Below are 25995 nucleotides of genomic sequence, written 5' to 3'. Positions count from 1 at the left end.
CTGTCCTCCCTTATTCGGCGGCCTGACGGGTCGCATTGGCCTGGATAGCATTCCAGACGGCAAGCGGCGTCGCCGGCATGTTGAGGTTGTTGTTGCCGATCGCATCGGTGATCGCATTGATCAGCGCCGGCGGCGAACCGATGGCGCCGGCCTCGCCGCAGCCTTTGATCCCAAGCGGATTGCCCGGGCAAGGCGTGTTCTGGTGCGAGACGTTGAAAGACGGCAAATCGTCGGCGCGCGGCATGGCATAATCCATATAGCTTGCGGTCAGAAGCTGGCCGGTCTGCGGATCGTAATGCACGCCCTCGAGCAGTGCCTGACCGATGCCCTGCGCGATGCCGCCATGCACCTGACCCTCGACGATCATCGGATTGATGATGTTGCCGAAGTCGTCGGCAGCCACGAACTGGATGATGTCGGTCTTGCCGGTTTCCGGATCGACCTCGACTTCCGCGATGTAGCAGCCGGCCGGGAAGGTAAAGTTGGACGGGTCGTAGAAGGCGCCTTCCTTCAGACCCGGCTCCATGCCGGACGGCAGGTTGTGGGCGGTATAGGCGGCAAGTGCCACCTGGAACCACGGAACCGACTTGTCGGTACCCGCGACCTTCAGCTCGCCATTCTCGATGACGATGTCGCTTTCGTCGGCTTCCATCAGGTGCGCCGCGATCTTCTTGGCTTTCGCCTCGACCTTGTCGAGCGCCTTGACGATGGCCGACATGCCGACAGCTCCGGAACGCGAGCCATAGGTGCCCATGCCCATCTGCACTTTGTCGGTGTCGCCATGGACGATCGAAACATTGTCGATCGGCACGCCGAGCCGCTCGGCAACGAGCTGTGCGAACGTCGTTTCGTGACCCTGGCCATGGCTGTGCGAGCCAGTGAGCACCTCGACCGTGCCGACTGCGTTGACGCGGACTTCAGCCGATTCCCACAAGCCGACACCGGCACCAAGCGAACCGACCGCCGCCGACGGCGCAATGCCGCAAGCCTCGATATAGCAGCTCATGCCGATGCCGCGCAGCTTGCCGCGACGCGCCGCTTCTGCCTTGCGAGCAGGAAAGCCGTTCCAGTCGGCGGCAGACATCGCAGCCTCCAGCGAGGCGTCGTAGTCGCCCGCGTCGTAGCACATGATCACGGGCGTCTGGTACGGGAAGGTCCGCACGAAGTTCTTGCGGCGCAGTTCCGCCGGCGAGATGCCGAGTTCACGGGCGGCGGTTTCGACGGTGCGTTCCAGGAGATATGTCGCCTCAGGACGACCGGCCCCGCGATAGGCATCGACCGGAACGGTGTTGGTATAGACGGTGCGCACATTGGCGTGGATCGCCGGGATCGCATACTGGCCTGACAGCAGCGTCGCATAGAGATAGGTCGGAACCGAGGACGAGAAGAGCGACATATAGGCGCCGAGATTGGCGATGGTGTCGACCTTCAGACCGATAATCTTGTGGTCCTTGTCGAAGGCCATCTTGACCTTCGACACATGGTCGCGGCCATGGGCGTCGGTGAGGAAGGCCTCGGTGCGGTCGGAGGTCCATTTGACCGGCACGCCAGTCTTCTTCGAGGCCCAGAGACAGACGACCTCTTCCGGATAGATGTAGATCTTCGAGCCGAAGCCACCGCCGACATCCGGCGCGATCACCCGCAGCTTGTGCTCGGGCGCGACATTGTAGAAGGCGCTCATCACCAAACGCGCAACATGCGGGTTCTGCGACGTCGTATAGCAGGTGAAATGATCTTCTGCCGTGTCGTAGATGCCGAGCGTGGCGCGCGGTTCCATCGGGTTCGGCGACAGGCGATTGTTGAAGATCTCGATCTCGGTGACATGCGCGGCACTGGCGATCGCAGCGTCTGCTGCAGCGCTGTCGCCGATCTCCCAGTCGAAGATCAGGTTGCCGGGCGCTTCCGGATGAAGCTGCGGCGCGCCTGATTTCAGCGCATCGACCGCGCCGGTGACGACCGGCAGCTCTTGATACTCGACCACAACGGCCTCCGAGGCATCGCGCGCCTCGCCGATGCTGTCGGCGATGACGATTGCGACTGCGTCCCCGACATAGCGCACGGTTTCATGCGCGAGGGGACGCCAGGCGCCCATCTTCATCGGCGTGCCGTCCTTGGAATGGATCATCCAGCCGCAGATCAGATTGCCGATACCGTCGGCCAGCAGCTGCTTGCCATCGAGAACGTCGATGACGCCAGGCATAGCCTTGGCCGCCGCGACATCGATCGACTTGATCTTTGCATGTGCGTAGGGCGAACGGACGAAATAGGCATATTTCATGCCGGGGACGACCATGTCGTCGGTATAGCGACCCTTGCCGGTTAGGAAACGCTTGTCTTCCTTGCGCGCCACTCGCGCGCCGATTCCTTCAACACCCATTGTCTTCTCCTCCAGAAGTGAGCGAATAGCGAATGGCGAATAGAGGGCTGAGTGCGTTCACATGACGTCGCGGCGCGACGAGCTATTCGCTACTCGCTATTCCCTATTCGCTTGGACGTCACTCGGCGGCCTGGCGGCCGGCGGTCATCGCTTCATTGGCCGAGAGAACGGCCTTGACGATGTTGTGGTAGCCCGTGCAGCGGCAGATATTGCCTTCGAGCTCGTGGCGGACGGTGGCCTCGTCGAGCGCACCGTTGTGACGACAGATCATGTCGAGCGCGGTCATCACCATGCCCGGCGTGCAGAAGCCGCATTGCAGGCCGTGATGCTCCTTGAAGGCAGCCTGCACGGGGTGCAGTTCGCCGCCGGAAGAGAGGCCCTCGATCGTCGTGATCGACGATCCCGAGGCCTGAACGGCCAGGATCGAACAGCTCTTGATCGACTTGCCGTCCATATGCACGACGCAGGTGCCGCACTGGGTGGTGTCGCAACCCACATGCGTTCCCGTCAGACCAAGTTTCTCGCGAATGAAATGCACGAGCAGGGTGCGATCCTCGCACTCCCCGCTCACTGTCCGGCCATTCACCGTCAGCGTCACTTTAGCCATGTTGTTCCTCCTCGTGTCTCTCCCGGACACGCGAGGCATGGTGGGAGTTTTATGTGACATGTGCAACCGTCCAGAACGTCGCAAACGAAAATTTTGTGTGCCGCATTGCAGCATCGAACCGCCTGTAAATCCTGGGTTCATCTTCGATGCCTCATGCAATGGAACCACCTGTGAGGGTGTGAGCCGCGACCATGGACTTTCCGCCGGTCAAGGCTATGCTCATGAAAGCCTGAAGCCGCATGGCAAGAGTTCGAGCGGCGGGGCGAACTGTTAAAACAAGACCGGCTGGACCGGGCGCGTGGAACTTGGAGAGATGAAGATGAAGAAAGCTCTTGTGCTGATGCTGGTCGGCCTTACGGCCGCAGGCTGCACCCAGACCGAACGCGGCGCATCGATCGGCGCTGCCTCCGGCGCGATCATCGGCGGCATTGCGACCGGCAACGTCCGTGGTGCAGCCGTCGGTGCTGCCATCGGTGGCGTTGCGGGCGCCGTGATCGGCCGTGTCTCGGAACAGCCGGGCCAGTGCTACTATCGCGACCGCTACGGCAACCGTTACATCGACGCCTGCCCGCGCAGCTACTAAGGACATTTGCCGCAAACAAGACAGGCGGGAGGGCAACCTTCCCGCCTTTTTTCGTGATCGCTCAAAAAGGGGGTATGCGTCTTCATGCATTTCCGCCTAAGTTGTCGGGCAAGCGGGGGAGCGCCCAACGGATCGCGATGATAGCGACATGCCGAGACCAAGTGGATGGACATTGCCGAAATTTAGTCATGCGTTCCGGCTCGGGCTCATCCTCACCGTCGCGAGCCCCCTATGTTTCGCTTTCACCTCGCAGGCCAATGCTTTCGAGCTGTTCGGCATTCGCCTGTTTGGCAGTGACGAAGCCGATCGCGATGTCATTGACCCTGTTGATTACACCATCACCCTCGACACCGGGGACGCCGACCGCGCCCTGAAGAAATCCCTGCAGCGCACATCGCTTTTGCTGGCCGATGAGGAAAAGCCGGTCTCCGGCGATCTCGGTCTCGTCATCAAGGCGCGCGACGATCGCGATCGCCTGATTGCGACGCTCTACGAAAACGCCCTCTATGGCGGCATCGTCACGGTGACCATCGACGGAAAGGACATCGACAGTCTGCCGCCGAACCCGGTCTTCGACCGGTCGCGACCTGTGCCTGTAGCAATCAGCGTCAAGCCCGGGCCAACCTTCACGCTCGGCGCCGTGACGCTCGAGGGCGATGCGGCACGGCTCGACCCCGCCGAATTCGATCTGGCACCGGGTGAAAATGCCGGATCTCTGGTGATCCTGCGCGCGGCCGAACAGATCGCCGAGCGGCTGAAGCAGGAAGGCCGGCCGCTGACTGAAGTGACCCGCCGCGAGGTCGTCGCCGACCACGAGACCAATACGGTCGATCTGACCATCGCGGTCGAGGCAGGCCCTGTCGCACCGCTCGGTGCGGTCACCGTCAAGGGCGCCCGCGCGGTCGATCCGGCTTTTGTCGAGTATTACTCCCGGCTCAGACCCGGCCAGACCTATTCGCCGGAGCAATTGCGCAAGGCCGGCGAGCGACTGCGAACCCTCGGCGTCTTCTCTTCAGTCACCATCAACGAGGCAGACGAGCTCGATCCGGCGGGATCCCTGCCGATCGGCATTGTCGTGTCGGAAGGCAAGCATCGCTACTTCGGCATCGGCGCGAGCTATTCCTCGCTCGACGGCGGCGGCATCGAGGGCTACTGGGGCCACCGCAACCTGTTCGGCGAGGCGGAATCGCTGAGGATCGAAGGCTCGGTGCGCGGCCTCGGAGAACTGAAGGACGTCTCCGACGTTTCCTCGCTCGACTATACGGCCGGGATGACCTTCATCAAGCCGGGCGCCTTCGTGCCCTCGGGAACGCTGGAAGCCAGTATCAAGGGCAGCACGCTCGAGACCGACTATTACGATGCGGCGACCGTGACGGGAAAAGTCGCCTATTCCTACGAACTGACCGACACCGACACGGTCAACGCCGGCGCATCGCTCGCTTACGACAACATCGACGACGCCTTCGGCAGAGGCAACGAATACCTGACCTTCGGTGTGCCGCTCGGCTATATCAGGGACACCCGCGACAACCGCCTGAACGCCACCGAAGGCCATTACGGCACCATCGCGCTGACGCCGAGTTACGACTTCTTCGGCCAGACCTTCTTCACCTCCCTCGAAGGATCGATCTCCGCCTATCTCGGCTTCGGCGAGGAGGACCGCTTCGTGCTCGCAGGCCGGCTGAATGCCGGTACGCTTGTCGGTGGCGGCGATCTTTCGGCGATCCCGGCGACACGGCGTTTCTTCGCCGGCGGCGGCGGTTCGGTGCGTGGCTATTCGTTCCAGGAGATCACGCCGAGAACCGCAGGGGGAGCCGGCACCGGCGGCCGCTCCTATGTGACCGCCAATCTCGAGGCGCGTATCAATGTGACGGATACGATCGGCATCGTGCCCTTTCTCGACATCGGCACCGTCACGGACACCACTGTGCCCAATTTCAATGACATCAAGATGGGTGCAGGGCTGGGCCTGCGCTACATGACGCCTTTTGGGCCTCTCAGGCTCGATGTAGCGGTCCCTCTGGATCCTTATGATGGCGGCAGCCGCTATGCCATCTATGCCGGCATCGGCCAGAGCTTCTGACCGCAAGACAGGACGACAGTGAGCATGATCTGGTTGAAGCGCATCCTGACCTGGACGGCCCGCCTGCTGGGCGGCCTGGTCGCGGCGATGATCGCCCTCTTCGTCGTGGTCATTCTCGTCGGCGGCTTCTCGCGCACCGGCAGCCAGTTCCTTGCTGACCGGATTGCAGCCCTTGTCTCGACCGACAACCGCCAGATCACCCTGAGCGGCACCGGCCCGTTGCTGAGCAGCGCCTTCTCCGTCGAGCGCATTACCGTGGCCGACAGCCAGGGCATCTATGCAACGATCGACAACCTCGCCCTTGACTGGACGCCACGCGACCTGATCCGCAAGCGCTTCACCGCCGAGCGCATCTCGGCTGAACGCGTGACCCTTGAACGCGCCCCTCTTCCCTCCGCCGAGCCTGAGCCCGAAACGGACGAACCCTTCTCGCTGCCCGTCGAAATCGACGTGGCAACCATCGACCTGCCTCAAATCGAGATCGGTGCAGCCCTTGTCGAGCGCGACCTTGCGCTCTCCGCCCAGGGCTCGCTCACCATCGTCGGCGAAACCATCGCGAGCCGGCTGACGGCAAGCCGACGGGACGACCCCGGCAACAACGCGGTCGTCGACCTGCTCTACGCCCCGAACGACAACCAGCTGCGTATCAATCTGGATTATCAGGAGCCCCCAGCCGGTCTTCTCGGGCAGCAGTTGCAAATTCCCGGCCAGCCGGCGATTGCAATCAAGGTGGATGGTGACGGCCCCCTCGATGATTGGGCAGGCGAGGTCATGGCATCCCTGAACGGCGAGCGAACGATCACCGTCGACGTCACCCACAAGCTCGGCACGGATGGCGTTCGCGCTCTGACGGCCAGGGGCGGCGGTGCCTTTGCAGGCCTTGTTCCACCGGAACTACGGGATGTGTTTTCCGGCGAAACTGCCATCGACCTCGCCGCGCAGATGGGCGCGGACGGATCGGTGGAAATCGAGAGGGGCCGGTTCACGACCGCCTCTGCCGATGTCAGCGCAGCCGGCCGCTACAATCCGAAGGGTGAGAACGATATCCGGCTGACGGCCCGCGCGACCGGCGAGCCGATCGGCCTGACCTCGCAATCGCCGGACTTCACGGGCGGCATGAAGTTTAGGAGCCTTGAGCTTGCCATCAATGGCCAGGCGGCCGCAGCAAGGCTGTCGGCCCGTGCCGATCTGGCTGAACTCAGCGTGTCACAGGGCAGCTTTACCGATGTGTCGCTCTCCGCCGACAGTGAGGGCTTCGACCTGACAAACCGGGCCGGCCCGGTCAACGTCGCGGTCTCGGTGCAAGGCACCGATATCCGTGATGAAGCCATTCGTCCCTATCTAAAAGCTCCGCTGGCGCTGACAACCCCCCTGACCCTAACGGCACAGGCGATCACCTTCGAGCAACTGGTCTTCGACAGCAACGGCCTCAATCTGCAGGGCTCTGGCCAGTACTCCCTTCCCGACAACGAGTTCACTGGCCAACTGGCGGTGCGGGCCGAGCCCGAGATACTGCCGCCCGCACTCTCTAGCCGGCTCCAAGCGCCGGTCGACCTCTCGGCTCGTGTGGATTTCGTGGCGCCCCGCGCCGTCGCGCTGCGGGACATCATCCTGACCAGTGACATCGCTCAGGCCGAAGGCTCCCTCGCGCTGGATCAGGAGGGCATGATCGCAAGCGATCTGACCGGGCGACTGCGCGATATCGGCCTTTTCGTTGATCGCATCGAGGCCCCTGCCTCCTTCAACATCTCCGCCTCCGGCCCTCTCGATGCCATCGACGCGACCGTCAATCTGGCCGTCGAGGAGGGACAGGCAGCCGGCTACCAGATCGAGAATTTCAAACTGCAGCTTGACGGCGTCGCAAGCCGCGAGGCACCCAGCGCCAATCTCACGGCCAGTGGCCAGATCGACGGAAAGCCGCTCGATGCCAAGGCCGAAGTGGTGAGCGCCAGGGGTCGGACAGGGGTTGATGCTCTGGATCTCGCAATCGGTCCGAACCGACTGAAAGGCACACTCGATCTCGGCCAGGACCTCCTGCCGAGTGGCGATATCACCTTCGATTTTCCGGACCTGAGCCTGCTTGCGGCACTTGCCGGCCAGACGCTCAGCGGCGATCTGAGAGGGGACATCCAGCTGAATTCGCGCGATGGCCGGATCGCTGCGGACGTCCAGGCAACAGGTTCCGCAATCAGCAGGGATGCGCTGACGATCGCCGAACCGAGCGTCGATATGCGGATTTCCGACGCCGCAGCTCTCGCAGCCGAAGGCACCGTGCGAGCGGCCAGCATTGCCTCTGGCGAAAACCGGCTGGAGACGGTGGCGCTTGCCTTCACCCGATCCGACGCGGACACGAATTTCAATTTGACCGGCCGTTACGACAATGCCCCGGTGGTTTTGCGCGGCATACTGCGTGAGGGCACAGAGGGCTTGAGCGTCGCAATCGATGAACTGAGCGCTGCCCCGCGCGGCATCGCACTCGCTCTGGCATCACCGACGGCGATCCGGATGCGGAACGGCGCAATCTCGATCGACGAAACCGTCATCTCTGCGGGCTTGGGCCGCGTGGCTTTGTCCGGTACGGTCGCCGACACGCTTGATCTCTCCGCCGACATCAGGGAATTGCCCGCCTCGCTTGCGTCAGCCTTGGCTCCGACCATTGCACCCGAGGGTACCATCTCCGGGACGGTGCGCATCAGCGGCACGACCGCTGCACCGGTGGCCGACTACAGTCTCGACTGGCAGGGAGCAGCGATCGCGCCGATGCGCAGCGCCGGTCTTGCCCCTCTTGGCATCACGGCAACCGGCCGTTTCGAGAACCAGAGCCTCACGCTCGACAGCCGCATCAGCGGTGGCGGCATCGGCCTGACGGCGGGCGGACGAGTCTCCCTTGAGAACGGGCCAGACCTCGACATCCGCGTCCAGGGTGACGTGCCGCTTTCGGCGGCCAATGGCCAGGTGGGTGCCCAGGGTTTCGTCGCCGAGGGCAATGCCAGCGTCAACCTGACGATCGCCGGCACCGGCAGCGCACCGAGGATCACCGGCACCGTCTCGACCTCGGGCGCCCGCATCGTCGATGTCCGCAGAAATCTCGCCATCGAGCAGATCGCCACCACCATCAATCTGACCGGAACACGCGCCGAAATCGGCAGCCTCACCGGCAATCTGGCAACCGGCGGCCAGGTTTCCGCGCGCGGTACGATCGACCTCGCCAATCCCGGCCTGCCGGCTGACCTGACGATCAATCTCGACGAAACCGCCTATGTGGACGGCAATACGGTTACCAGTACGGCGAGCGGCACGCTGACTTTGACAGGCCAATTGCTGAACGGACCGACGCTGGGCGGCACGATCAACCTGTCTCGCACCTCGATTACCCTCCAGGAGAGCCGACCGGCCAGCCTTCAGGCACTCGACATCGAACACAAGCATGCGCCGCCCGCAATCCTGCGGCAGCAGCGCGATCAAAAGCCGGCAGAAGGACGCGCCTCCAGTGCGCCCATCGCGCTCAACCTTACCATCGCCTCACCGTCGCAGACCTTCATTCGCGGCCGCGGCATCGATGCAGAGCTTGGCGGCACGATCACCCTGACGGGAACGGCCGCGGCACCCGCTGTCTCCGGCGCCTTTGAGCTGAGACGTGGCCGCATGCAGATCCTGACCAAGCGGCTGAACATCACCCGTGCGACGATCACCTTCGGCGGTGACCTCGTGCCGCTGTTGGATCTTGAGGCGACCACGACATCCGGGGATGCCACGATCGTCATCCGCCTGACGGGGCTCGCCAGCAATCCGGAGGTGACCTTCTCCTCGACCCCGGCTCTGCCGCAGGATGAAATCCTTGCCCAGTTGATCTTCGGGCAGTCCCTGTCGCGTTTGTCGCCCCTGCAGATCGCCCAGCTTGCTGATGCGGCAGCCCAACTTGCCGGCGGACGCGGTTCATCGCTGTTCCAGTCGCTGCGCAGTACCCTCGGCATAGACGATCTCGACGTGTCGACCGACGAGACCGGTGGAACGAGCATCAGCGCGGGCAAATATCTGAACGACCGGACCTATATCGAGTTGCAACAAAGCGGCAGCGGCGGCGCCAAGGCGACGATCAACCTCGACATCGGCCGGGGCCTGAAGCTGAAGGGCGAAGCCGGCGGTTCCGGCGCCGGTGGCGGCATCTTCTACGAGAAGGAATACTGAGCCGGAGAGAGTTCGGCTCAGGTGACTTTGCTGGTCTTCAGCAGGATGTTGGATTCGGTGAAGTTGATCCCCTCGATCAACCGGATGCGGCGCAGGGTCTCGTCGAAGCTTGCGAGATCCCGTTCCTCCAACTCCGCAATGAAATCCCACTTGCCGTTGGTGCTGTGCAGCGAGCGGACCTGCGGCATGCCGCGTAGCTGATGCGCTACCCGATCCGCAAACTTGCCGACGACCTCGATCATGATGATCGCCCGGACACCCGTGGGCTGGATCTCGCTACCGGTCAGGATGGTGAAAGCAGCGATCGTCCCGTTTGCCACCAGCCGATCGATGCGCGCGGAAATCGTCGCACGCGACGCACCGGTCATCGCAGCAAGCGAGGCCACGGGCAGACGCGCGTTCTGGCGCAGCGCGCCCAGGATATGGCGGTCGAGATCATCCATCTTGCAAACTGTCACATGCTGGTTGCGATTTGCGCAAAGTATAGCGCTTTGTGACGAAGTTCCATCTTTTTGACAACGTCACTTTGCCCGATCATGGAAACACGGCATTAAACGAGGACGACCCATGCACAAGCAGCAGAAGACCGTGGCACTGATCGGCGTACCGCTCGAGGAAGGTTCCGGCCGGGGTGGTTGCGCCATGGGACCGGCGGCCTATCGCATCGCCGGCATTGCGTCCGCCATGCGCGAGCTTGGCTATGAGGTCGAAGATCGTGGTGACCTGCGCCCGGCACCTGCCAGCGATCTCCAGGAGATGGAGCGCGCCAAGCATCTGCCCGTCGTCGGCGCCTTCACCCGCGCGATCGAAGCAGCGACCTACGGAGCCGCCGCTGGTGGCGCCGTGCCGATCCTGCTGGGTGGCGACCACAGTCTGTCCATGGGCAGCGTCTCCGGCATGGCCCGCTATGCGGCCGAAGCGGGCCGCCCGCTTTACGTTCTCTGGCTCGACGCCCATTCCGACTTCAATGCCCCGGAGACATCGCCCTCGGGCAATATCCACGGCATGCCGGTCGCCTTCTTCTGCGGCAAGGCAGAGTTTGCACCGATCCTGCCTGCCGATCGCCCCTTCGTTGATCCGAGCCATGTCTACCAGGTCGGCATCCGCTCCGTGGACGAGGAAGAGCGCCGCCTGATTACGGAAAACGCCGTTAACGTCTACGACATGCGCGCGATCGACGAAGAGGGCATGGGCAGCATTGTCAAACGCATCCTGGCTGATGTGCGCGAGGCAAATGCGCTCCTGCATGTGAGCCTTGACGTCGATTTCCTCGATCCGGATGTCGCACCGGGTGTCGGGACGACCGTGCCGGGAGGCGCCACCTTCCGCGAAGCGCATCTGATCATGGAGCTGCTGCACGACAGCGGGCTCGTCTCCTCACTCGACCTCGTTGAACTGAACCCGTTTCTCGACGACCGTGGCCGTAGCGCACGTGTCATGGTCGAACTGGCCGCAAGCCTCTTCGGCAGGCGTATCCTCGATCGGCCGACACGAGGAGGCTGAGCACAACCATAGGCAAGTATAGACTGTTGAAAAATACACCGCGCCAAAATTGTCTTTGATCAATTTCGACCTCGAGAAAGTGGCTGAAGTAGACACTTTTGGACTATTTTAAGTGTCAATTATCTTAGACATTGACCATTGCTTAATATCGGAAGGCTATTATTCGCCTCACCTGCACCATCAGCTGGTGCGCAGTTAGCGGGGGGCATTGACATGGGGTTAATAACGTTTCCTGGACTTGAATCGAAGTCGGTTCTTGATGCCTTGAGCAAGTCACAGGCAGTCATCGAGTTTCATCTTGATGGCACGATTATCACGGCAAACGAGAACTTCTGTCGTGCGTTGGGCTATAGCCTGGCGGAAATCAAGGGCAAGCATCACCGCATCTTTTGTGATCCGGCCTATACAGCAACCGCAGACTATCGCGAGTTCTGGGCCATGCTCAATCGCGGTCAGTTCGAAAGCCGCGAATACAAGCGCTTGAGAAAGGACGGCAGCGAAATCTGGATTCAGGCCTCCTATAACCCGGTCTTCAAGAACGGCAAGCTCTGGAAGATCGTCAAATTCGCAACCGATATTACGGCGGCGAAGCTCAAATCCGCCGAAGACAACGGCAAGCTCGAGGCGATCTCCCGCGTTCAGGCGACGATCGAATTCACGCCGACCGGCGAAATCCTGACGGCCAACGAAAACTTCCTGTCGACCCTCGGCTATACGCTAGGCGAAATCACCGGCAAGCACCATTCAATGTTCTGCGAGCCTGATTACACGCGCACAGAGGCCTATCGCGATTTCTGGAAAACGCTCGCCTCCGGGCAATTCGTCTCGCAAGAGTTCAAGCGCATCGGTAAGGGCGGCAAGGTCGTCTGGATCCAGGCCTCCTATAACCCGATCTTCGATGCCAGCGGCCGTGTCTTCAAGGTGGTGAAATATGCGACCGACATCACCGGACGCGTCAACGCCGTCGATGACATCGCCAAAGGCCTGACGGCGCTCGCCAATGGCGATCTGACCGCGATGATCGACAAGCCGTTCATCCCGTCGCTCGAACAGATCCGGACCGACTTCAATGCCGCCATGGCTCGGGTCGCTGCGGCCATGCAAAATGTCAGCCACAACACAGACGCGATTGCCTCTGGCTCCTCGCAGATCCGCGAAGCCTCCGACAATCTCGCCAAGCGCACCGAACAGCAAGCCGCAGCCGTCGAGGAGACGGCGGCAGCGCTGGAGCAGATCACGCAGACCGTTGCCGACAGCTCCAAGCGAGCCAACGAGGCAGGCCAGTTGGTGGCCCGCACCAAGGACGGTGCCGAGCGCTCGGGGCTCGTGGTCAAGAACGCCATCGAGGCGATGGGGCAGATCGAGAACTCCTCGAAGGAAATCTCCAATATCATCGGAGTCATCGATGACATCGCCTTCCAGACCAACCTGCTGGCCTTGAACGCAGGGGTCGAAGCGGCTCGCGCGGGTGAAGCCGGCAAGGGCTTTGCCGTGGTCGCTCAGGAAGTGCGTGAACTCGCGCAACGCTCGGCGACCGCTGCAAAGGAGATTAAGGCTCTCATCAATACGTCTTCTGATCAGGTCAAGGCCGGCGTTCAACTGGTGGGCGAGACAGGCAAGGCACTTGAGAAGATCGTCGCCGAGGTCAAAGACATCAACACCAATGTCGTGGCCATCGTCGAAGCGTCCCGCGAACAGTCGACGGGCCTGAATGAGATCAACAAGGCGGTCAACGCCATGGATCAGAACACCCAGCAGAACGCCGCCATGGTGGAAGAATCGACAGCGGCGAGCCACAGCCTCGCAAAACAGGCGGCATCTCTGCGCGAACTGGTGGCGCAGTTTAGAATTGGGCAACACTCTTCGCATAAAGTCATGGAAGCGCGTCCCGATGCTTCACCTGTTGCATCACCGGCACGCAAACTCATGGCGAGTGTCGCTCGCGCCACAGGTGGCGCAGCCGCCGCCAAGGTACAGGAAGGTTGGGAAGATTTCTAATGGCAACTATCAGCTCCACCAGCTTCGGCAGTGAGACCCTCGAGATCATCGCCTTCCGGCTTCATGATCAGGAGTTCTGCGTAAAGACCACCACGATCCGCGAAATCCGCGGCTGGGCTCCGTCCACGCCGATCCCGCATGCGCCGGCGGATGTCATCGGCGTGATGAACCTGCGTGGTTCAGTCATCCCGATCATCGATCTCGCCTACAAGCTCGGCATGAAGAGCACTGTTGCCAATGAACGTTCGGCCATCGTCGTTGCCGAAGTCCACAACATGGTCATCGGCATGCTGGTCGACCGCGTTTCGGACATCCTGACAATCCCGTCGAGCCAGGTCCAGCCGGTTCCGGAAGTCTCGGCCTCCTTCGACAAGACCTTCTCGGAGGGCATCATCGCCAACGAGAACGGCATGATCTGCTTCCTGAACCTCGCCAAGATGTTCAAGGGCAGCGACCTGGAAGACATGGCCGCCTGATCCGGCGACAAATCTGTCCCTTTCGAAAGGGCAGCGCTGCAAGGCGCTGCCCTTTCGCGTTGACGCTTATGGTTGATCTTGGCGCGCAGCTGGCCTACCAGACCCCAAAAAGTCTGGGAGGAAGACCATGAAGCTGCTCTTGATCCACACGGGGGGAACGATCGGCATGGCAGAGACGCCGGAAGGCCTGGCACCCCGTAAGGGATTGGTGGAAGAGGCGATCATCAAACGCCTGCCGCAGGGCACGGAACTCATCGCCCACGTTTTCGATCCCCTCCTCGACAGCGCCGATGTCGGCCCTGCCCACTGGAACCGCATGCTGGCGACGATCCGCAGTCACCCCGACGCGGCTGTCATCATCACCCACGGCACCGACACCATGGCCTTTACCGGCGCAGCACTCAGCCAACCCCTTGCGGGTGAGGCCAGACGCGTCATCCTCTGCGGCTCCATGCTACCGCTCGGGCATAAAGGTGATGCCGAAGGCAATCTCGATCTCGCCATCTCGGCTGCGATGGGTACGGAGCCCGGCGTCCAGCTGGCCTTTGCCGGCAAGATTCTCTCCGCCGATGGCCTCATCAAACATCACAGCCACGAAGCAGACGCCTTCCGCTCGCAACCGCAGGTGAGACCGGGCACGCCAAAGCATCGAACCTTCGAGGACCGCAAGCTTGCGATCCTCACGCTGTCGCCGGGCATTCCCGCAGAGGCCGTCAAGGCCATGCTGGCAAAGCTCGACGGTGCGGTGCTGCGGATCTTCGGCGCGGGGACTGCGATGAACGATGCGAACCTGCTGACGGTTCTGGCCGACGCGGTGAAGAGTGGAAAGCGGCTGCGGGCGGTAAGCCAGTGTGAAGCCGGCGGCCTGTCACCCGGCGCCTATGCAGCTGGGGCAGGCCTCTGGAGCACGGGCATAGAAAACGGCGGCACCGAGACACCGGAAGCCGCCCTCATTCATCTCTGGCTCAACTGACCGGCTGCTCAGGTCGCGGCGGCAATCGGCTCCGGGCGGCGGATTTTCGCCGACGCAGCAATCACCAGCGGCAGAAAGCCTTCAGCCTCGTCCTCGACCAGTTCGTGGAAACGCCGACGCATGCGCGGCTCCCAGAACTTGTTGATATGCGCGGCAACGCCCTCTACCCGCTCGGCCTCCGGCTGAGAGGCAAAGAAGGTGGCGATCTGATTGGCCATGCGGATCAGCTTGGCGTCGGTGCCGGTTTCAGACATGCAGCGGTACTCCCTCGGCCACCCGGTCGGGCCGGGTGAAAATCTCGAAATCCTCGTCGCGCGCAATGCCAATCAAGGTGATCCCGGCCTGCGCGGCGGTACGGATGGCAAGCGCTGTCGGCGCGGAAATGGCAATCAGTACAGGCGCCCCAAGCGCTGCCGTCTTCTGCACCATCTCGACGGAAAGCCGGCTCGTCACCACCACCGCACCCTGGGCTGATTCCCAACCGCCGATGACGACGGCACCAACGAGCTTGTCGAGCGCATTGTGGCGGCCGACATCTTCGCGGATCGCGACAAGCCCGTCTGTTAGACTGTAGAAGCCGGCTGCATGGACGGCGCGTGTCTGGCGGTTCAGATCCTGCCGCGCCGTCAGCTGCGCCATGGCCCGGGCAACATCACGGGCGGACAGACTGAAACCCTCAGCATCAACCGGCTTCACAGCACGGTTCGCCTGCTCGATCGATTCGATGCCACAGAGACCGCAGCCAACAGGCCCGGCCATGCGCCGACGTCGCGCGATCAGCGCTTCAGCCGTCATCTCCCTCAGCGTGACCTGGACATCAATGCCCGCGCCCGCCTCGATAGCGTCGATGGCAAGCACATCCTCCGCCCCCTCGATGATGCCCTCGGCGAGCGAAAAACCCACCGCGAAGTCTTCGAGATCATCCGGGGTCGCCATCATCACAGCATGGGTGGACCCCGCATAGGAAAAGGCGATCGGCACCTCCTCGGGCACGAGCCGGCTGCTGCTGGAGACGCGCCCGTGGCTCGCCTTCAGCCCGCCGACAATCCGTGCCGTGGCGCCGATCAGATCGCTCATTCCGCCGCTTCCAGTTTTCCGGCAATGCGCCGCGAACGGCGGCTCAGCTCCTCATACTCCTCCTGCCACTCGGTCGGACCGTTGGACGACGAGACCTGCACGGCGGTCACCTTGTATTCCGGGCAATTGGTCGCCCAGTCGGAGAAGTCGGTCGTGATGACATTAGCCTGCGTGTTCGGATGGTGGAAGGTCGTATAGACCACGCCCGGGGCCACACGATCGGTGATCAGGGCGCGGAGCGTGGTGTCGCCGGAACGGCTGGCAAGCTTGATCCAGTCACCGTCCTTGACACCGCGCTGTTCGGCATCATGCGGATGGATCTCCAGCCGGTCTTCCTCATGCCAGACACTGTTTTCCGTCCGCCGCGTCTGCGCCCCGACATTGTATTGCGAGAGAACGCGACCGGTGGTCAAAAGCAGCGGGAAGCGTGGACCCGTGCGCTCGTCCGTCGGCACATATTCCGTGCGGATGAACTTGCCCTTGCCACGCACGAAGCCGTCGACATGCATGATCGGCGATCCAACCGGGAATTTCTCGTTGCAGGGCCACTGCACCGAGCCCATCTTTTCCAGATAGTCGTAGGAGACGCCGGCAAAGCTCGGGGTCGTCGCAGCGATCTCGTCCATGATCTGAGACGGATGCGTGTAGTTCCAGGTTAGGCCCATGGCCTGGGCGAGCTTCTGCGTCACTTCCCAGTCGGCATAACCGTTCTTCGGGCTCATCACCTTGCGCACGCGATTGATGCGGCGCTCGGCATTGGTGAAGGTCCCGTCCTTTTCCAAGAAGGTCGAACCCGGCAGGAAGACATGCGCGTAGTTGGCCGTCTCGTTGAGGAAGAGGTCGTGCACGACGACGCATTCCATGGCAGCGAGACCAGCCGAGACATGCTTGGTATCGGGGTCGGACTGCAGGATGTCTTCGCCTTGGATATAGATGCCCTTGAACGTGCCATCGACGGCGGCATCGAGCATGTTCGGGATGCGCAGGCCCGGCTCGTTGCTGAGTTCGACACCCCAGAGCTTTTCGAAGGTCTCGCGCGTCGCATCGTCGGACACATGGCGATAGCCGGGCAGTTCATGCGGGAAGGAGCCCATGTCGCAGGAGCCCTGGACATTGTTCTGGCCACGCAGCGGGTTCACGCCGACGCCGGGGCGACCGATATTGCCGGTGACCATGGCGAGGTTGGCAATCGCCATGACGGTGGTCGAGCCCTGGCTGTGTTCGGTCACACCGAGGCCGTAATAGATGGCACCATTGCCGCCTGTCGCGAACAGCCGCGCGGCACCACGCAGTTCAGCAGCCGGCACGCCGGTGAACTTTTCGGTCTCCTCCGGCGAATGCTCCGGCTCAGAAACGAAGGACGCCCAGTCCTCGAATTCCGACCAGTCGCAGCGCTCGCGGATGAAGCGCTCGTCGAACAGGCCTTCGGTGACGATGACATGAGCGAGTGCCGTCATGACAGCGACATTGGTGCCGGGCTTCAGCGGCAGGTGGTAGGATGCCTCCACATGCGGGGTGCGCACGAGATCGATGCGGCGCGGATCGATGACGATCAGCTTGGCACCCTGCCGGAGCCGCTTCTTCAGCCGCGAGCCAAAAACCGGGTGGCCATCGGTCGGATTGGCGCCGATGACGACCACGACGTCGGAATGCTCAACACTGTCGAAGTTCTGCGTGCCGGCCGAGGTGCCGAAAGCCTGACCGAGGCCGTAGCCGGTCGGCGAGTGGCAGACGCGGGCGCAGGTATCGACATTGTTGTTGCCGAAGCCGGCGCGGATCAGCTTCTGGACGAGATAGGTCTCTTCGTTCGTGCAGCGCGACGAGGTGATGCCGCCGATCGCTTCCCGGCCATACTGATACTGGATGCGCTTGAATTCGGAGGCGACATGCGCATAGGCCTCTTCCCAGGTCACTTCGCGCCAGGGATCTGTGATCTTTTCGCGGATCATCGGGTTGAGGATGCGGTCCTTGTGGCTGGCATAGCCATAGGCGAAGCGGCCCTTGACGCAGGAATGGCCGCGGTTTGCCTGACCATCCTTCCACGGCACCATGCGCACCAGCTCTTCGCCGCGCATCTCCGCCTTGAAGGAACAGCCAACGCCGCAATAGGCGCAGGTGGTGACGGCCGAATGCTCCGGCTGGCCGATTGATATGACGGACTTTTCCGTCAGCGTCGCGGTCGGGCAAGCCTGCACGCAGGCACCGCAGGAGACGCATTCCGACGACAGGAAGGCTTCATGCGCACCCGGCGACACGCGGCTGTCGAAGCCACCGCCCTCGATGGTCAGCGCAAACGTACCCTGCACCTCTTCGCAGGCGCGCACGCAGCGCGAACAGACGATGCATTTGGACGGATCATAGGTGAAATAGGGATTGCTCTCGTCCTTCGGCATCCATTGGGCGTTGATGCCACCCTCGGCAGACCGCGCCTTGACGTGGTTCTCGCCGTCATAGCCGTAGCGCACATCGCGCAAGCCCACGGCACCGGCCATGTCCTGCAGCTCGCAGTCGCCGTTGGCCGCACAGGTGAGACAGTCGAGCGGGTGGTCGGAGATATAGAGCTCCATCACACCCTTGCGGATCGCCTTCAGCCGCTCCGTCTGGGTATGGACCACGATGCCGGGTGCCACGGGCGTAGTGCAGGAGGCGGGCGTGCCGTTGCGGCCCTCAACCTCGATCAGACAGAGGCGGCAGGAACCGAAGGCGTCGACCATGTCTGTGGCGCAAAGCTTCGGCACCTGAATGCCGGCCTCAATCGAGGCGCGCATGATCGACGTGCCCTCGGGCACCGTGATCTCGCGACCATCGATGGTGAGCGTCACCAGCTTTTCCGAGCGCGAGGCGGGCGTGCCGTAGTCGATTTCAGGAACGAGGGGCATGGCGCTTACCTTTCCGCCGTCATCCTCGGGCTTGTCCCGAGGATCTGCTGCGTCTCAACTTCGGGAGCCGGTCCAGCAATGAACGTGCCCCGAATGGCAATCTTGGTAGATCCTCGGGACAAGCCCGAGGATGACGAAAGAGAACTGACACTCATTCCGCAGCCTCCCGAACCGGTGCCGGCACAAAATCTTCCGGGAAATGCGTCATGGCGCTCATGACCGGATAAGGCGTGAAACCACCCAGCGCACATAGCGAACCGAATTTCATGGTGTTGCAAAGGTCTTCCAGCAGCACCTTGTTCTTCTCCGGCTCGATGCCGCGGGCGATCTTGTCGACCGTCTCGACGCCGCGCGTCGAGCCGATGCGACAGGGCGTGCACTTGCCGCAGCTTTCGACAGCACAGAACTCCATGGCAAAGCGCGCCTGTTTCAGCATGTCGGCCGTATCGTCGAAGACCACCACACCGGCATGGCCGATCAGGCCACCGGCGGCTGTGAAGGCCTCGTAGTCGAAGATCGTATCGAACAGCGAGGGCGGGAAATAGGCACCGAGCGGCCCGCCGACCTGCACCGCCTTGACCGGACGCCCGGAGATCGTTCCACCGCCGATCTCATTGATCAGCTGGCCGAGCGGCAGGCCGAAGGCGGTCTCGTAGAGCCCGCCATGCTTGAGATTGCCGGCAAGCTGGATCGGGATCGTGCCATGCGAACGACCGACGCCGAAATCGCGGTAGAACTGCGCACCGCGATCCATGATGACGGGGATGGAGGCGAGCGACATGACGTTGTTGACGACGGTCGGCTTGCCGAACAGGCCCTGAAGGGCGGGTAGCGGCGGCTTGGCGCGCACCACGCCGCGCTTGCCTTCGAGGCTGTTCAGAAGCGAGGTTTCCTCGCCACAGACATAGGCGCCCGCACCCATGCGGACCTCCATGTCGAAGGCGTAAGCCGAGCCCATCACCGACGGACCGAGGATACCCGCAGCCCTAGCAATCGCGATCGCCTCTTCCATGATGGCGATGGCATGCGGATATTCGGAGCGGGTGTAGACATAGCCCTTGGTGGCGCCGACCGCGATCCCGGCAATCGCCATGCCTTCGATCAGCACGAAGGGATCGCCCTCCATGATCATCCGGTCGGCAAAGGTGCCGCTGTCGCCTTCGTCGGCATTGCAGACGATGTATTTCTGGTCGGCCCTGGCGTCAGCGACTGTCTTCCACTTGATGCCGGTCGGGAAGCCTGCACCGCCGCGACCGCGCAGGCCGCTGTCAGTGACCTGTTTGACGATCTCGGCCGGCGCCATGGCGATGGCGTTCGCGAGACCCTTGAGGCCCTGATAGTGGCGATAGTCATCGAGCGAAAGCGGATCGGTGACGCCGCAGCGGGCGAAGGTGAGCCGCGTCTGGCCCTTGAGGAAGGGGATGTCCTGGGTGAGGCCATGGCCGAGGGGGTGCTCGCCGCCATCAAGGAAGCCGGCATCGAAAAGCGACGGTACGTCGGAGGCCTTGACCGGACCATAGGCAACGCGGCCCTTCTCGGTGCGGACCTCGACCAGCACCTCAAGCCACAGCATGCCGCGCGAGCCATTGCGGACGATGGAAACGTTCTGGCCGCGCGACTTGGCTTCGCGCTCGATGGCAGCCGCCACCTTGTCGGCACCGACGGCAAGCGCTGCCGCATCGCGGGGGACGAAGACAGTGATGGTGTCTGGCACGCTCATGAGCGCACCTCCGCCAGAATGTTGGAAAGACAGTCTTCGTCGAGCCGGGCATGCAGCTCGCCGTCGAGCATCGCAGCGGGCGCCTGGGCGCAGAGGCCGAGACAGAAGACAGGTTCGAGAGTGACGGCACCGTCAGGCGTCGTCTCGTGCCAGTCGATGCCGAGCCTGGCCTTGATCGTCTCCGCAAGAGGCTCGCAGCCCATCGACTGGCAAGCCTCGGCGCGACAGAGCTTCAACACATGCCGGCCCGCCGGCTGCGCGCGAAAATCGTGGTAGAAGGTGATGACGCCATGCACCTCGGCGCGCGACAGGTTCAGCGCGTTGGCAATGATCTGCTTGGCGATCTCAGGGATGTAACCGAATTCCTCCTGCACGCGGTGCAGGATCGGCAGCATCGGGCCCTCCAGATGCTGCAACTCGGCGATCACAGCCGATATGCGGGCGGAGACGTCGTCCGCAGCCACACGAATATTCATCGAAATCCTCCTCACCCGCCGAGCTCTGGCGGGGTCGTTCATCGAAAGATGATGATGGGTCTGATGTCAGGAGGTCAATACGGCGCTTCCGTCGCTCGATAGAAGATTTCTATCGAAGGCATTCGAGGCCGCCAGCAAGCGTGCCTCATGCAACAGGCCGGAGACGAGCGGGGTGAAGGGTTCGCGGTGGGTGGCGACCAGCCCGACCAGATGTTCAGCCTCGGGTGCGGTGATCGGGATCATCCGGATCTCCTCGCCGAAGCCGAAGGATTCGGCCACATTCTTCGGCATGATCGAGGCCCATTTGCCGGTGCGGATATGCGAGAAGAGCACGATCATCGAATTGGATTCGAGCGTCGGCTTCGGCGTCACCCCGGCCTCCGCCATATGCTGGTTGATGATCCGGCGGTTCTGCATGTCGGCGGTCAGAAGGCATAGCCGGAGATCGGCTACCTCGCTCCAGGTGACGCTGTCGCGATCGGCAAGCAGCGTGCCGAGAGCCGTGATCAGGTGATACCGCTCCGAATAAAGCGGCACGCTGGTCACGCGCCCCAGCGGCTCGTTGTCGAGATAGGTAATGCCGGCGTCGATCTCGAGGTTTTCAAGCAAGCTCAAGACCTGCAGCGAGGTGCGCGAGAGGACGGAAAAGGTCACGTCCGGATGCCGCGTCTGGAAGGGTTCGGTCAGCTTCTGCACCATGGCAAGCGCCGTCGGAATGACGGCAAGACGGATATGACCCGCAAGACCGCGTCGCGCCGCCCGCATCTCCTCGCGCATCGTGCGGGTATCGCCAACGATGCGCCGCGCCCATTCGAGCACCCGCTGGCCCTCCGGGGTGAGGCCGAGAAAGCGCGAACCGCGCTGGACGAGCATGACGCCAAGCTGCTCTTCGAGTTGCCGGATGCCGGCCGACAGCGTCGGCTGTGTCACGCCGCATTCCTCCGCCGCACGGCCGAAATGCTGCTGGCGGGCAAGCGCGATGAAGAATTCCAGCTTGTCGATCATATCCCCCGCCCTTCGATCACGCCGAGCACTCAGGCGTCGGTAAGGGCCTCTGCTTCACCGCGCAAGACGGGCGTCGGACCGCAATACATCTTGTAGAGTACGGAGATCAGTTCGGCGAGTTGCGGATCGGCGATCCGGTAATAGATCTGCCGGCCTTCACGGCGGGTCTGGACGACCTTGTCGCTTCTGAGCCGCGCGAGCTGCTGCGAAACGACGGCCTGCTGGATGCCGAGAAACTGCTCGATCTCGGTCACGGTCTTTTCGCCCTGGCACAGAATGCAGAGCATCAGAAGGCGGGTCTCGTGTGACAGGGCTTTCAACAAACCGCTTGCGGCGCGCGCCTTCGATAGGAAATCCTCGAGAGCTTCTGGCGTGAGTGGCGGCGTTTCGTTCATGACGAGGTCCAGACATGAAGGGTTGTGTTCACTAACGGCAACGGGAACCCTGTTGCGCAATCTTCTAGCATATAGGCTGCGCTACCTACAAAGGAATGGCGTCGGCTCGTTCCTTCAGAAGCGACGCGCTGCGGTTCAACGCCGCATATTCCGCATCATCGAGATCCGGGAACAGATCCGCCAGCACTCCGTCCGCGCCCACCACCCGCGGGATGGACAGAGCAACATCGCGCACACCCGCAACTTCGGGCGTCGAGATGGAAACAGACAGGACATCCCGCTGGTCGCGCGCGATGGCCTTGACGATGCGGGCAAGGCCGGCGCCGATCCCGTAATAGGTCGAACCCTTGCCGTTGATGATCTTGTAGGCCGCGTTGCGCACGCCGTCGTCGATCTGGGCGCGCACCTCCGCTGTCAGTGGTGACCCGACCTGGGCGGCAAAGGAAGACAGCGGCACGGAGCCGGCGCGCGCACTCGTCCAGGCAAGAACCTCACTGTCACCGTGTTCACCGAGCACATAGGCATGCACCGACTGCGGCGAAATCCCGAGATGGCGTCCGACAAGACTGCGGAAACGCGCGGTATCGAGGATGGTACCGGAGCCGATCACCCGGCGCGGATCGATGCCGGAGAGACGCGTGGTGATCTGGGTCATGATGTCGACCGGATTGGAGGCGATCAGCAGGATGGCATCGGGCACGACCGGAAGCACCTCGGCCAGCACGGCACGGAAGACGGCAGCGTTGCGCTCCAGGAGCTCCAGACGCGTTTCGCCCGGCTTCTGGCTGACCCCGGCCGCGAGGATGACGACACCGGCACCTTCGAGATCGCGGTACTGACCGGCATTCACCACGGTCGAGGACATGAAGGGCACCGCATGGGCGATATCCTCGGCCTGCGCCACCGCCAGCGCATCATTGCGGTCGATAAGCACAATCTCGCTCGCAAGCCCCATCAGCGCCAGCGCATAGCCCGCCGAACTGCCGACCATTCCCGCACCCACAATGCCGACTTTCATGCTGAATTCCCCCGAATGCACAAAACCCTGAACCTTATGTCATCGCTCACCCGATGCCATCAACCTGCTATAGCGGAAAGCGTGACACATTCGCGTCAGATGTGCATGGCGAATAATGTTCGCCTCTGATTTAATGCGGCAAGGCTCTGAATGGGATGTTTGAGGGATCATGAGACGGCTGCCCGCCTTGTCTGCGATGAAGGTGTTCGAGGTGGTCGGCCAGACCCGCAGCTTCACCCGTGCTGCCGAATTGCTGAACCTCACCCAGAGCGCCGTCAGCCGCCAGGTGCGCAATCTTGAGGAACAGCTGGGCGAAACCCTCGTCATTCGCCGGCATCATCACCTGGAGCTGACGCCGTCTGGCGCAGAACTGCTGGCCTCGCTGCAGCAGGCCTTCCACACGGTCGAGATGACCGTTCGCAACATTCGCGAGAAGAGCAATCTCCGCCGTCTCAGGATCAACGTGCCGCCGACCTTTGCCAAGCGCTGGCTGATGCCACGACTGATGAGCCTCAGGGCCTTCCTGCCCGACGTCGATCTCAGCATCACCACCGATCTCGAGGACAATCTTTCCGAACGCGGCATGCTCGACTGTGCCATACGTTTTGGCGACGGCGAGTGGCCGAGCCTCAAGTCGGAACGACTGTTTACCGAACGCCATATCGCCGTCTGTGCACCATACCTGATGGAAGGGATGCGGGATGGCGAAGCGATCGATCTCTCCCGCTTTACCTTCCTGCATGTGCTGGCCTCTGCCGACCAGCGGTATCTCACCTGGCAGCGCTGGCTGGATGCGGCGGGTCTCACCGAAACAGACACGCAAGGCGGACTGGAATTCGACCTGCTGGATCTCGTCATCGAAGCCGCCTGCAACGGGCTGGGTGTCGCGGTTGCGGATCGCTCAATGGTCGCACCGCTGATGCAAACGGGCGCGCTTACACAGGTATTGGATGTCGAGGTGGAGGGGCACGAATCCTACTGGCTGGTGACACGCACCGACCGGGCGCTGTCGCCGCATGTCGAGGCGCTCAGACGCTGGCTGAGCCGCGAACTCAGCGAAGGCTCGCTTCCACCGCTGAAGCAGATCAGCGCCTGAAACATTCCTTTTTGGAATGATCAACCCGACAATAAGTCGCTTGCGAAGAGGCAAGCTCGACTTCCTACTTGGCGCGACTGTCCGTTGCCGGAGCGCCTGCCATGACCACCTTCCAGAACTTCATTGCCGGGTCTTTTCGCGAAACCGGTGCCCGCCAGACGATCGAGGTGAAGAACCCGGCCAAGGGCCAGGTCTTTGCATCGGTTACGGCGGCGACGGAAGCCGATGTCATCGAGGCGGTGACGGCAGCCGCTGTTGCCCAGAAGCCCTGGGGACGCCTGCCGGCCATCGAACGCGGCAATGCTCTGCGCAGGCTCGCCGACGCCGTTGAGCGGCATCAGCAGAGGATAGGCGCAGCACTGGCGCAGGAATCCGGCAAGAGCCTCGAGGATGCCGTGGCCGAAACAGGCTACGGTGTTGAGCTGATGCGCTACCATGCCGAATGGGCGCGCCGCGTCGAGGGCGAGGTGATCGAGAGCGACACGCCGGATGAAACGCTGATGCTGAAGCGGGCACCGATCGGCGTCGTCGCCTGCCTGATCCCCTTCAACTTCCCGATCTATACGCTCGTCCGCAAGATCGCACCGGCCCTGATCACCGGCAATGCCGTGGTCGTCAGGCCCAGCAACAACACACCGACTTCGGCCTTCGTCTTCGCCGAAGCCATCCAGGAGGCAGACCTTCCGGCAGGCCTGGTCAGCATCATGGCCATGAGCCACGAGGTGGCCCAGGTGATGGCGACGCGCCGCGAGGTCGGCATGATTACCCTCACCGGCAGCGTCGCCGCCGGCCAGACGGTTCTGGACTACTGCAAGGTCAATATCGCCAAGCCCTCGCTGGAACTCGGCGGCAAGACGCCGGTCATCGTCGAGCCGGATGCCGATCTTGACGTGGTGACAAGGAGCGTGCTCGCGGCAAAGACGGCCCATTGCGGTCAGGTCTGCACCTCCGTCGAGCGGCTTTACGTGCATGCCTCCGTGCATGGCACGCTTCTCGCCAAGCTCAAGGATGCCTTCGAACGTCGTCACTATGGCGATCGCGCCGAGGATCCGAGCCGCATGGGACCGCTGGCCAATGCCGCAGCCCGCCTGCGCGTCCATCACATGGTGGAACGCGCCAAGGCCGATGGCGCCGTCATCGAGACGGGCGGATTTCTGCCGCCCGGCGACGGCTATTTCTATCCGCCGACGCTGCTCTCCGACTGCCGCCAGGACATGGAGATCGTCCAGGAGGAAGTCTTCGGCCCGGTGCTTGCCGTGATCCCCTACACCGATTTCGACGCAGCATTGGACATGGCAAGCGACCACCAGTTCGGCCTCGCCTCCGTCGTCTTCACCGAGAACTACCGCAAGGTGATGAAGGCCGCGAACGAAATCGAGGCGGGCGAGCTCTACATCAACCGCTTCCCGGCCGATCCCTACCAGGGCTACCACGCCGGCTGGAAGCGCTCCGGCCTCGGCGGCGATGACGGCAAGCACGGCATGCTGGAATTCACCCAGACCCGCCTTGTCATCCTCAAGCATTGATCGCCGATTAGCCGG

20 protein-coding genes are annotated in these 25995 nt (G+C 62.6%); 9 read left to right on the top strand and 11 right to left on the bottom strand.

Annotated elements, in window-relative coordinates:
• Window positions 1-10: 10 nt before the first annotated feature.
• Entirely contained in the window at window positions 11-2377 is a 2367-nt protein-coding gene (locus AC1PUL_RS20090) for a xanthine dehydrogenase family protein molybdopterin-binding subunit (protein WP_480465768.1), read from the bottom strand.
• A gap of 118 nt (window positions 2378-2495) precedes the next feature.
• On the bottom strand, window positions 2496-2984 hold the full coding sequence (locus AC1PUL_RS20085; protein ID WP_054149870.1) for a (2Fe-2S)-binding protein: 489 nt from the start codon (window positions 2982-2984) through the stop codon (window positions 2496-2498).
• A 319-nt stretch (window positions 2985-3303) separates the two neighbouring features.
• Here AC1PUL_RS20085 and AC1PUL_RS20080 point away from each other — a divergent pair, with 319 nt between their 5' ends.
• The 3 genes from AC1PUL_RS20080 to AC1PUL_RS20070 all read left to right on the top strand — a co-directional run bounded on the left by AC1PUL_RS20080 (window position 3304) and on the right by AC1PUL_RS20070 (window position 9838).
• Window positions 3304-3567, top strand: a complete 264-nt coding sequence (locus tag AC1PUL_RS20080) for a YMGG-like glycine zipper-containing protein (RefSeq protein ID WP_480465767.1) — start codon at window positions 3304-3306, stop codon at window positions 3565-3567.
• A gap of 148 nt (window positions 3568-3715) precedes the next feature.
• Entirely contained in the window at window positions 3716-5650 is a 1935-nt protein-coding gene (locus AC1PUL_RS20075; protein ID WP_480465766.1) for an autotransporter assembly complex protein TamA, read from the top strand.
• Between the two features lie 24 nt (window positions 5651-5674).
• Window positions 5675-9838 carry a translocation/assembly module TamB domain-containing protein gene (locus AC1PUL_RS20070; protein ID WP_480465765.1) on the top strand — a complete coding sequence of 1388 codons (4164 nt, stop codon included), beginning with the start codon at window positions 5675-5677 and terminating at the stop codon, window positions 9836-9838.
• Between the two features lie 17 nt (window positions 9839-9855).
• Here AC1PUL_RS20070 and AC1PUL_RS20065 read toward each other — a convergent pair whose 3' ends face one another.
• Window positions 9856-10281, bottom strand: a complete 426-nt coding sequence (locus tag AC1PUL_RS20065; RefSeq protein WP_185809234.1) for an Lrp/AsnC family transcriptional regulator — start codon at window positions 10279-10281, stop codon at window positions 9856-9858.
• A gap of 124 nt (window positions 10282-10405) precedes the next feature.
• Here AC1PUL_RS20065 and rocF point away from each other — a divergent pair, with 124 nt between their 5' ends.
• The 4 genes from rocF to AC1PUL_RS20045 all read left to right on the top strand — a co-directional run bounded on the left by rocF (window position 10406) and on the right by AC1PUL_RS20045 (window position 14788).
• Window positions 10406-11341, top strand: a complete 936-nt coding sequence (rocF, locus tag AC1PUL_RS20060; RefSeq protein WP_480465764.1) for an arginase — start codon at window positions 10406-10408, stop codon at window positions 11339-11341.
• Window positions 11342-11554: 213 nt separating this feature from the next.
• On the top strand, window positions 11555-13339 hold the full coding sequence (locus tag AC1PUL_RS20055) for a methyl-accepting chemotaxis protein (RefSeq protein ID WP_480468645.1): 1785 nt from the start codon (window positions 11555-11557) through the stop codon (window positions 13337-13339).
• Window positions 13339-13815 (top strand): chemotaxis protein CheW, encoded by a 477-nt coding sequence (locus tag AC1PUL_RS20050; protein WP_185809231.1) that lies wholly within the window; start codon window positions 13339-13341, stop codon window positions 13813-13815. The genes AC1PUL_RS20055 and AC1PUL_RS20050 overlap by 1 nt, the downstream gene beginning before the upstream one ends.
• A 127-nt stretch (window positions 13816-13942) precedes the next feature.
• Entirely contained in the window at window positions 13943-14788 is an 846-nt protein-coding gene (locus AC1PUL_RS20045; RefSeq protein WP_480465763.1) for an asparaginase domain-containing protein, read from the top strand.
• 8 nt (window positions 14789-14796) lie between these two features.
• Here AC1PUL_RS20045 and AC1PUL_RS20040 read toward each other — a convergent pair whose 3' ends face one another.
• The 8 genes from AC1PUL_RS20040 to AC1PUL_RS20005 form a co-directional block, all read right to left on the bottom strand.
• Window positions 14797-15042, bottom strand: coding sequence for a formate dehydrogenase subunit delta (locus tag AC1PUL_RS20040; RefSeq protein WP_480465762.1), 246 nt, complete (start codon window positions 15040-15042; stop codon window positions 14797-14799).
• Entirely contained in the window at window positions 15035-15865 is an 831-nt protein-coding gene (fdhD, locus tag AC1PUL_RS20035; protein WP_480465761.1) for a formate dehydrogenase accessory sulfurtransferase FdhD, read from the bottom strand. The genes AC1PUL_RS20040 and fdhD overlap by 8 nt, the downstream gene beginning before the upstream one ends.
• Complete coding sequence (gene fdhF / locus AC1PUL_RS20030; protein WP_480465760.1) at window positions 15862-18744, bottom strand: formate dehydrogenase subunit alpha; 2883 nt, start codon at window positions 18742-18744, stop codon at window positions 15862-15864. Before fdhF ends, fdhD begins: the two co-directional genes overlap by 4 nt.
• A gap of 151 nt (window positions 18745-18895) precedes the next feature.
• Window positions 18896-20464, bottom strand: a complete 1569-nt coding sequence (locus AC1PUL_RS20025) for a formate dehydrogenase beta subunit (protein WP_480465759.1) — start codon at window positions 20462-20464, stop codon at window positions 18896-18898.
• Window positions 20461-20940: a formate dehydrogenase subunit gamma gene (locus AC1PUL_RS20020; RefSeq protein ID WP_480465758.1), complete on the bottom strand. Its 480-nt coding sequence runs from the start codon at window positions 20938-20940 to the stop codon at window positions 20461-20463. The genes AC1PUL_RS20025 and AC1PUL_RS20020 overlap by 4 nt, the downstream gene beginning before the upstream one ends.
• 66 nt (window positions 20941-21006) lie before the next feature.
• Window positions 21007-21945, bottom strand: coding sequence for a LysR family transcriptional regulator (locus AC1PUL_RS20015; RefSeq protein ID WP_480465757.1), 939 nt, complete (start codon window positions 21943-21945; stop codon window positions 21007-21009).
• 29 nt (window positions 21946-21974) lie between these two features.
• Window positions 21975-22340 (bottom strand): ArsR/SmtB family transcription factor, encoded by a 366-nt coding sequence (locus AC1PUL_RS20010; protein ID WP_480465756.1) that lies wholly within the window; start codon window positions 22338-22340, stop codon window positions 21975-21977.
• Between the two features lie 85 nt (window positions 22341-22425).
• A complete protein-coding gene (locus tag AC1PUL_RS20005) occupies window positions 22426-23358 on the bottom strand; it encodes an L-lactate dehydrogenase (protein WP_480465755.1) in 933 nt (310 codons plus the stop codon).
• 169 nt (window positions 23359-23527) lie between these two features.
• On the opposite strand from AC1PUL_RS20005, the gene AC1PUL_RS20000 reads away from it, so the two are divergent.
• Together AC1PUL_RS20000 and AC1PUL_RS19995 are read left to right on the top strand one after the other, a co-directional pair.
• A complete protein-coding gene (locus AC1PUL_RS20000) occupies window positions 23528-24454 on the top strand; it encodes a LysR substrate-binding domain-containing protein (protein ID WP_480465754.1) in 927 nt (308 codons plus the stop codon).
• 101 nt (window positions 24455-24555) lie between these two features.
• On the top strand, window positions 24556-25980 hold the full coding sequence (locus AC1PUL_RS19995; RefSeq protein WP_480465753.1) for an aldehyde dehydrogenase family protein: 1425 nt from the start codon (window positions 24556-24558) through the stop codon (window positions 25978-25980).
• Window positions 25981-25995 lie beyond the last annotated feature (15 nt).

This window comes from Rhizobium sp. P43, from assembly GCF_056730705.1.
The sequence above is the reverse complement of the archived record's forward strand: the minus strand, read 5'-3'. Positions and strand labels throughout refer to the sequence as shown.

What these genes read in the sequence shown, in the direction of transcription:
- AC1PUL_RS20090 (WP_480465768.1), bottom strand. Translation starts at nt 2,377, where the DNA reads ATGGGTGTTGAAGGAATCGGCGCGCGAGTGGCGCGCAAGGAAGACAAG.
- AC1PUL_RS20085 (WP_054149870.1), bottom strand. Translation starts at nt 2,984, where the DNA reads ATGGCTAAAGTGACGCTGACGGTGAATGGCCGGACAGTGAGCGGGGAG.
- AC1PUL_RS20080 (WP_480465767.1), top strand. Translation starts at nt 3,304, where the DNA reads ATGAAGAAAGCTCTTGTGCTGATGCTGGTCGGCCTTACGGCCGCAGGC.
- AC1PUL_RS20075 (WP_480465766.1), top strand. Translation starts at nt 3,716, where the DNA reads ATGCCGAGACCAAGTGGATGGACATTGCCGAAATTTAGTCATGCGTTC.
- AC1PUL_RS20070 (WP_480465765.1), top strand. Translation starts at nt 5,675, where the DNA reads ATGATCTGGTTGAAGCGCATCCTGACCTGGACGGCCCGCCTGCTGGGC.
- AC1PUL_RS20065 (WP_185809234.1), bottom strand. Translation starts at nt 10,281, where the DNA reads ATGGATGATCTCGACCGCCATATCCTGGGCGCGCTGCGCCAGAACGCG.
- rocF (WP_480465764.1), top strand. Translation starts at nt 10,406, where the DNA reads ATGCACAAGCAGCAGAAGACCGTGGCACTGATCGGCGTACCGCTCGAG.
- AC1PUL_RS20055 (WP_480468645.1), top strand. Translation starts at nt 11,555, where the DNA reads ATGGGGTTAATAACGTTTCCTGGACTTGAATCGAAGTCGGTTCTTGAT.
- AC1PUL_RS20050 (WP_185809231.1), top strand. Translation starts at nt 13,339, where the DNA reads ATGGCAACTATCAGCTCCACCAGCTTCGGCAGTGAGACCCTCGAGATC.
- AC1PUL_RS20045 (WP_480465763.1), top strand. Translation starts at nt 13,943, where the DNA reads ATGAAGCTGCTCTTGATCCACACGGGGGGAACGATCGGCATGGCAGAG.
- AC1PUL_RS20040 (WP_480465762.1), bottom strand. Translation starts at nt 15,042, where the DNA reads ATGTCTGAAACCGGCACCGACGCCAAGCTGATCCGCATGGCCAATCAG.
- fdhD (WP_480465761.1), bottom strand. Translation starts at nt 15,865, where the DNA reads ATGAGCGATCTGATCGGCGCCACGGCACGGATTGTCGGCGGGCTGAAG.
- fdhF (WP_480465760.1), bottom strand. Translation starts at nt 18,744, where the DNA reads ATGCCCCTCGTTCCTGAAATCGACTACGGCACGCCCGCCTCGCGCTCG.
- AC1PUL_RS20025 (WP_480465759.1), bottom strand. Translation starts at nt 20,464, where the DNA reads ATGAGCGTGCCAGACACCATCACTGTCTTCGTCCCCCGCGATGCGGCA.
- AC1PUL_RS20020 (WP_480465758.1), bottom strand. Translation starts at nt 20,940, where the DNA reads ATGAATATTCGTGTGGCTGCGGACGACGTCTCCGCCCGCATATCGGCT.
- AC1PUL_RS20015 (WP_480465757.1), bottom strand. Translation starts at nt 21,945, where the DNA reads ATGATCGACAAGCTGGAATTCTTCATCGCGCTTGCCCGCCAGCAGCAT.
- AC1PUL_RS20010 (WP_480465756.1), bottom strand. Translation starts at nt 22,340, where the DNA reads ATGAACGAAACGCCGCCACTCACGCCAGAAGCTCTCGAGGATTTCCTA.
- AC1PUL_RS20005 (WP_480465755.1), bottom strand. Translation starts at nt 23,358, where the DNA reads ATGAAAGTCGGCATTGTGGGTGCGGGAATGGTCGGCAGTTCGGCGGGC.
- AC1PUL_RS20000 (WP_480465754.1), top strand. Translation starts at nt 23,528, where the DNA reads ATGAGACGGCTGCCCGCCTTGTCTGCGATGAAGGTGTTCGAGGTGGTC.
- AC1PUL_RS19995 (WP_480465753.1), top strand. Translation starts at nt 24,556, where the DNA reads ATGACCACCTTCCAGAACTTCATTGCCGGGTCTTTTCGCGAAACCGGT.